7 protein-coding genes are annotated in these 6421 nt (G+C 60.2%); 3 read left to right on the top strand and 4 right to left on the bottom strand.

What is annotated here, in order from left to right; translation table 11 throughout:
- Positions 1-156: 156 nt before the first annotated feature.
- Complete coding sequence (locus ACY69P_RS12995; protein WP_459902116.1) at positions 157-597, bottom strand: flavodoxin; 441 nt, start codon at positions 595-597, stop codon at positions 157-159.
- Between the two features lie 391 nt (positions 598-988).
- Between ACY69P_RS12995 and ACY69P_RS13000 the strand changes: the two genes are divergently transcribed.
- On the top strand, positions 989-1798 hold the full coding sequence (locus ACY69P_RS13000) for a class I SAM-dependent methyltransferase (RefSeq protein ID WP_462327779.1): 810 nt from the start codon (positions 989-991) through the stop codon (positions 1796-1798).
- Between the two features lie 117 nt (positions 1799-1915).
- On the opposite strand, the gene ACY69P_RS13005 is transcribed toward ACY69P_RS13000, so the two are convergent.
- The 3 genes from ACY69P_RS13005 to ACY69P_RS13015 all read right to left on the bottom strand — a co-directional run bounded on the left by ACY69P_RS13005 (position 1916) and on the right by ACY69P_RS13015 (position 5206).
- Positions 1916-3688 carry a methyl-accepting chemotaxis protein gene (locus ACY69P_RS13005; protein ID WP_462327780.1) on the bottom strand — a complete coding sequence of 591 codons (1773 nt, stop codon included), beginning with the start codon at positions 3686-3688 and terminating at the stop codon, positions 1916-1918.
- Between the two features lie 331 nt (positions 3689-4019).
- Positions 4020-4436: a MarR family winged helix-turn-helix transcriptional regulator gene (locus ACY69P_RS13010; RefSeq protein WP_459902113.1), complete on the bottom strand. Its 417-nt coding sequence runs from the start codon at positions 4434-4436 to the stop codon at positions 4020-4022.
- Between the two features lie 8 nt (positions 4437-4444).
- Positions 4445-5206: an urease accessory protein UreH domain-containing protein gene (locus ACY69P_RS13015; protein WP_462327781.1), complete on the bottom strand. Its 762-nt coding sequence runs from the start codon at positions 5204-5206 to the stop codon at positions 4445-4447.
- Positions 5207-5515: 309 nt separating this feature from the next.
- Between ACY69P_RS13015 and ACY69P_RS13020 the strand changes: the two genes are divergently transcribed.
- The gene (locus ACY69P_RS13020; protein WP_462327782.1) at positions 5516-5854 is read left to right on the top strand and encodes a YhdT family protein; all 339 of its coding nucleotides are present in this window, start codon (positions 5516-5518) and stop codon (positions 5852-5854) included.
- Positions 5851-6421, top strand: a 571-nt coding sequence (locus ACY69P_RS13025; protein WP_462327783.1) for a sodium:solute symporter family transporter, incomplete at its 3' end; no start/stop codon positions are given. The genes ACY69P_RS13020 and ACY69P_RS13025, both read left to right, overlap by 4 nt.

Genomic DNA, 6421 nt, shown 5'->3' on the forward strand with positions numbered 1-6421 from the left:
CCCCGCACGCCTGCGGCCCCGGCTTCGGCGCAAGCGGCTGTGGCGGCGCGCTCCCCTGCACTGATGCAAAAATCATTCTCCCCCGCCCACACAAAAAGAGGGAACAGCCCTTGGGCTGTTCCCTTTCATACTCATGCGGTGGCGTGGCGAAGCGGATTACAATTTGGCGCTGATGGGGGCGAGCCAGGTGGCGACGTCGTCCGCTTCGGGGTCGCCGTCAATCTTGAGGGTGTCGCCAAGGAGGATGGCGCCGAGGGATTCGGACTTTTCTTCAATGACGTCAACCGCGCCGCAAAAGTGCTCGTAGGAGGTATCGCCGCATCCGAAGACAGCGACCTTTTTGCCGCTCAGCCCGGCCTTGTCCAGATCGTCATACAGGGGGATAAAGTCGTCTTGGAGCTCAATCTCGTCGTCGCCCCACGTGGAGCAGCCAAAGAAGACGGCGTCGTAGCCTTCCGCAAGGTTCTCAGCGCTGACATCGCCCGCGCTCTGCACCTCGACAGTATGCCCGCCGTTGGTCAGTGCCTTGGCGATAACGTCGCTCACGCTTTCCGTGTTGCCCGTGGTGGAACCATAGACGACCAGTACTTTACTCATACAAACCTCTCTGCATATCGAATTGATATCGTGCTCACGCAGAGCACCGGGCTTTCCCGCACGGGGAAAGCAGTTCCATACAGTGAGGCGTTCTCTGCGGCAGCATTGCTGTGTGGTCCGTGTGCGTCATTGTTCGTCGTCCTGTGTGTGGCCTTGTGTATCCTTGTGCATCGTGCACCCGCGCCTTGGCACCAGTGCGCATCAGGTCGCCGCCACGGGGCGGGAGAAGGGCCGCGCGGCGGGCTCGGGCTACGCGCCCTTCACCTCGTTCCCCATGTGTGTTCCACCCCTACCACTCTTGATATTGACTTTCAACATCAATCGGAGCTAGGTGTGAATTTCCTCATTCATTCACATCACCCGATTTTTCGGGCGGTTCTTGGAGAACACCATGCAGGACTCATTGACGGGCATTCCGGAAACCATGCTCATTCCCCTTTGGGCGCGGGCCGTGGAAACCAGCAAACCACACCCCATCATCCGCGACGAAAAAGCCGTGGAGATGGTCTCCCGCATTGCCTATGACTTTTCGGTCTTTGAAAAATCGTGGATGTCGCAGGTTGGCGTGTCCGTCCGGACCATGCTGCTCGACAACGCAACGCGCGACTTTATCGCCCGCCACCCCGGCGCGGTTATCGTCAACATCGGGGCCGGGCTGGATACGCGCGTGGAGCGCATGAAAAACGAAAACATCACCTTCTGGTACGACCTCGACGTGCAGGAATCCATCGGGATGCGGCGGCAATTCTTTACGGAGGGCAAACGTAACGGCTTCCTTGCCGCATCGGCCTTTGACCATGACTGGATGGACCAGATAGACGCCCATGACAAACCCGTCCTGTTCATCTGCGAGGGGCTGTTCATGTACATTGACGAGCGCCACCTGCGCCCGCTGTTCCGCCGCCTTGCCCAGCATTTTCCCGGCAGCGAAATGCTCTTTGACATGCTGCCCCCCTTCCTTGTGGGCAAGGGCAAACACCACGACGCCGTCAATAAGTTAGGGTCGTTCAGCGACTTCAAGTGGGGGCTCAAGAGAAGCCGCGACATCGAAAACTGGAGTCCGGAACTCACCTTCATAGAGGAGTGGGACTATTACGACTATTTCAAGGACCGCTGGAGGTGGTGGGGCTACATAGGCCGGTGCCCCGGACTGCGTCCCTATCTCTCCAACAGAATCGTCCACTTCGGCTTTGCGGCCTGACACCGCCCCGGCCACACCCCCGCGGCAGCCCCTGCACACTGCGCATACAACAGCGCCCCCGGAACATGCCGTCCCGGGGGCGCCCGCGTGTTGCCTGTTGCGGCATAGGCGAAGCGTTTAGGCTCCAGCCTCGCGGCGCTGCTCAAGCTGCGCCATCAGCGTGTTCAAATCCTCTGCCAGCTGCGCCACGTTGGCGATGGATTCCACGGACTGGTTCACGTTTTCCGAGGTTTCATTCGCCACGCGGTTCACTTCCGTGGTGCTGCGGGTGATGGATTCACTGGCGGATGCCTGCTGGTCCGCCGCCGTCGCGATGGACTGGATATGGTCGGCAGTCTCGCTGACGATGTCCACAATCTGGCCCAGTGCCTGGCCTGCATTGTGCGTCAAATCGCTGCTGCGCGAGACAGCCTCGGCCACCTTTTCCATGGCCGCCATATTCGAATTGGCCCCGGCCTGAATGCCGGTGACAGAGCCGCCAACTTCCTTGGTGGCCTGCATGGTCTTTTCCGCCAGCTTGCGGACCTCATCGGCCACAACGGCAAAGCCGCGCCCGGCGTCGCCCGCGCGCGCCGCCTCGATGGCGGCGTTGAGCGCCAGCAGGTTCGTCTGGTCCGCAATGTCGGTAATAACGTTCATAATCTGGCCGATTTCCTCCACGCGGCGCCCCAAATCCTCAAAGGCAATCTGCATGGAATCCACTTGCGAGTTGACCTCGGCCGTGGCTTCCACCACCTCGTGGACAATATCCGCGCCCTCGCGCGCCTTGCTGCGGGCAATGTCGGCCTCCTCCACAGCGCGGGCGGCGTTACTGGCCACCTCTGCCACGGTGGCGTTCATTTCCTCCATGGCGGTGGCGGTCTCCTGCACGCGGTCGCGCTGCAGACTGGCGCCGCTGTTGATGCCCTGCATCTGCTCGGACAGCTCGCTGGATTCGCGCCCAATCTGCGCGCTGATGCCCGTGGCATGCTGCGCCGCAGTGGTCACTTCGCCAAGGAGCGCCGTCACGCGCTGGCGTCCGGCGTCGGCCTCCTCCTGCGCGCGGCGGGCGCTCTCGGCCTGTTCGCGCGCCTTGTCGGCCTGCTCACGCGCTTCGGCCATGCTCACCTTCAGATTTTCCGCCATATGTTGCAGGGCCTTAACCATGTCGCCCACTTCGCCCTGCAGGGCCGAGGCATCAACGGCGGCGTCATAGTCGCCCGCAGCGATGCGCTCTGTGTACGCGGTGGCCTGCCGGAGCGGCCCCAGCACCGCGCGCAGAAGCAGCACGCTCAGCACAACAATAAAGCCCGTGACCACGGAGCCCACAAGGACCACCGTCCGCCGCGCCTCGCGCAGCTGGGCGTCATAGGCCGCAACGGAAGCCTTGTAGAGTTCATCCTTCTGCTTGACCAAGGTCCCAAAATGCCTGCGGGACTTCTGGGCCAGCGGCGTGGCGGAACGCCCGTAGTCCGGATATTTTGTGTAACGCTCCGCCTTTGGCAGGTCGCGCAATTCGCGGGCAAAGCGCCTGCCGTCCTCCACAAAGCCAAGGGCGGCGGACCGGGCCTGCCGCATAAGCTGGCGCTCCTTCTGCGAAGTGGCGGAGGCCTCCAGCACGTCAAAATTGGATTTTATGGCGGCTATGCGCGCATTAAGCTTGCCGAGGTCCTTTTCAATGTCACTGCCCAGCATAATGTTACGCGTCAGGCGGCTGATATAGTTCACATCGCGCGTGATGGCGAGGGAAGCCATCTGTCCATCCAAGGCTTCCTGCTTCATGATTTTGAAGTCGCGTTCCACCTGCAATAGTTCCATGAAGGACAGCAGCAAAATGCCCGCAATGGACACAATACAAAAGCCGACCACTCCGGCCAGCTTCACTTTCAGCGTCTGAGCACTCTTCAGCAAGAGACTTCCCCCTTCCTTTCCTCGTCACGTGATTTTCCCCGAATAGCGGGCCTTGTGAAACAAACCACATTCTGAGCAAAAAGGGTTCCACCTTTGCCCAACACGCGTTATGGAAGCATAACACTCTGATTTACTGGGACTTCCTGACCAGCCCGTTCTGAAAAGCCGCCTTCCCCCCGGCCCGCACATGCCAACCGCGGGCAACAGTCTGCCTTCTCAAGTTGGCACATCACCCCGTCATACAAGGAAAAACTTCCAACGCACAGCGCCCCGGCAGGAGGACCTGTGTCCTTCCCACCGGGGCGCTATGGTGCGTGTGATGTGACGCGTTCTAGAATTCGCAGTTCATGCGCCGGAAGGCTTCTTCGAGGGCGCGGCGCTCCTCGCTGCCAAGCTGCGCGGTAATGTCGCGTGTGAGTTGCTCGTGCAGGGTGTGGTGCTCTTCGGCAAGAGCTTTGCCCTTGGGGGTCAGTTCCACAAGGATGGACCGGCGGTCCTCTTCATGTGGGCGACGGCGGACCATCTCCAGCCGCTCCAGCTTGTCGATTTGAATGGTCAGCGTGCCGGTGGTCACGCCCATGCGCTGGGCGAGTTCCTTCATGCGCAGCGGCTCGTGCGTGCCCAGGATTTCCAGCGTATGCATCTGCGGCAGCGTCATGCCCTGCTCGCGCACCACACTCAGCTCCCACGAGGACAGCTTTTCATAAAATTCCACAATCTGATTTGTCAGATTCGATATATCGTCCACTCTGCCTCCTAGGCCAAGTCAATATAGAGCGACCACGCGCCGAAAACCATCGTCATCATCCCCACAGTGCGCATGACCAGCGGCTCAATCCACGGCTGCTGCAACCGGCGGATCATACTCGTCACCTTAAATATGACAAAAATCACGCCCGCAAGGGCAACGCCGGTGCTCACGGCATACGCGCCAAACACGCCGACCGCGCGGGGGATGCTGGCGGCATCTATCGCGTAGGAATACATCATGGCAAGTGTTGGGCACGGAACGATAACGTTCACAAAGCCGATGGTGGCCAGCCCAAGGGCCGTTTTGCGGCGGAGGTCCCCGTTGTGGCTGTGGTGCCCGTGATGGTGGCATGCGCCGTGGTGGTCGTGGTCGTGGTCATGCGAACACGTTGCCCCATGATGAGTGTGCCCGCCGTCCTCATGGTCATGATGATGGTCATGGTCGTGGCTGTGGAGCACGTGGGGCTTCACCAGCATAATAGCCCCCAAGATAATAATCAGCCCCGCCGTCACGCAGTCCACCACATAGCGCGCGGACTCCGGCAAACCCGTTGAAAGCGCGCCAAGCGCCACGGCAATGGCAATGCACCCCGCCGCCGTCCCGGTGATGAACGCCGCCGTCAAAAGCGATACGCGCCATCCGCTTTTCTCCCCCGCCACAAAAGGCGCCAGCACAACCCACGAATGCCCGCAGGGATTCACACCATGAATCAGCCCAAGCACAAGCCCACTCTGCACTGCCACAAGAAAATAGGTCCCAGCATCCATACCAACAGCTCCAGAAAGTTTGATTTTCAAACTTTCTAATCCTCGGACAGTTTGAATGTCAAACTAAAATCGCCCATCCTTTTGCGCTTTATGGTGTGGGCGCTTTGCCCGTTTTTGGCAAGCGCCCGCCATACGGGAACAAATTCGAGTACCACAAAAAAACACATAATCATTTGCAAATACCCGCAAAATTCGAGTAGACACATAGCGGCAACCGTGTTTTTGCATTGCCTCGTTACCGCGCCCGCTCCACATGGGGAACGCTGCCCCGCGTGGATGGCGCATTGTTCATCCATCAAGGATTCAAGTATGAGCACCCACAAAACCGACAGCCGCTTTGCGCAAGCCAACCGCGAGGCGCTCCTCGCCCTTGGTGCATACGGGCTGTATTTCATCTGGTGGTATGTCTGCGCCTACGGACTGGGCGACGGCGACCCGGACACATACACATACGTGCTGGGCCTTCCCGCATGGTTCTTCTACAGCTGCATCGTTGGCTACCCGCTGGTGGTGGGCCTGTTATGGGTTATGGTGCGGGTCTTCTTTAAGGACATCCCGCTGGACGACGAAGCCGCCGAGCAAAGCGGCACGGACGAGCCGCCCCGAAAGCGCCCCGCCACCACAACGGTTGGGAGCGAAGCCTCATGAGCGTGCACGTTCAGGCCATAATCCCCGTCATCCTGTACCTTGCCTTCTCCTTTGCCATTGCGCTGTGGGCGAGGGGCAAGGCCAATGCGCAAAGCTCCTCGCAGGGCTTTCTTGAGGATTATTTCATTGGCGGGCGGTCCATGGGCGGCTTTGTCCTCGCCATGACCATTATCGCCAGCTACACCAGCGCCAGCAGCTTTGTGGGCGGACCGGGCGTGGCCTACGCCCTTGGCCTGAGCTGGGTGCTGCTGGCCATGATTCAGGTTCCGGCCACGTTCCTGACGCTGGGCGTTCTGGGCAAGCGCTTCGCCATCATGGCGCGCAAGACCAACTCCGTAACGCTGACGGACTTTCTGCGCGCCCGGTACAAAAGCGACGCCGTGGTCATCCTGTGCAGTGTGGCGCTGTTGGTCTTTTTCATGGCGGCCATGCTGGCGCAGTTTATCGGCGGCGCGCGGCTGTTTCAGGCCGTGACGGGCTATCCCTACATCGTCGGGCTGACGCTGTTTGGCATCTCCGTGGTGTTTTACACCGCCATTGGCGGCTTTCGCGCCGTGGTGCTGACGG

It is taken from the genome of Desulfobaculum sp., assembly GCF_054921475.1.

What these genes read in the sequence shown, in the direction of transcription:
- ACY69P_RS12995 (WP_459902116.1), bottom strand. Translation starts at nt 597, where the DNA reads ATGAGTAAAGTACTGGTCGTCTATGGTTCCACCACGGGCAACACGGAA.
- ACY69P_RS13000 (WP_462327779.1), top strand. Translation starts at nt 989, where the DNA reads ATGCAGGACTCATTGACGGGCATTCCGGAAACCATGCTCATTCCCCTT.
- ACY69P_RS13015 (WP_462327781.1), bottom strand. Translation starts at nt 5,206, where the DNA reads ATGGATGCTGGGACCTATTTTCTTGTGGCAGTGCAGAGTGGGCTTGTG.
- ACY69P_RS13020 (WP_462327782.1), top strand. Translation starts at nt 5,516, where the DNA reads ATGAGCACCCACAAAACCGACAGCCGCTTTGCGCAAGCCAACCGCGAG.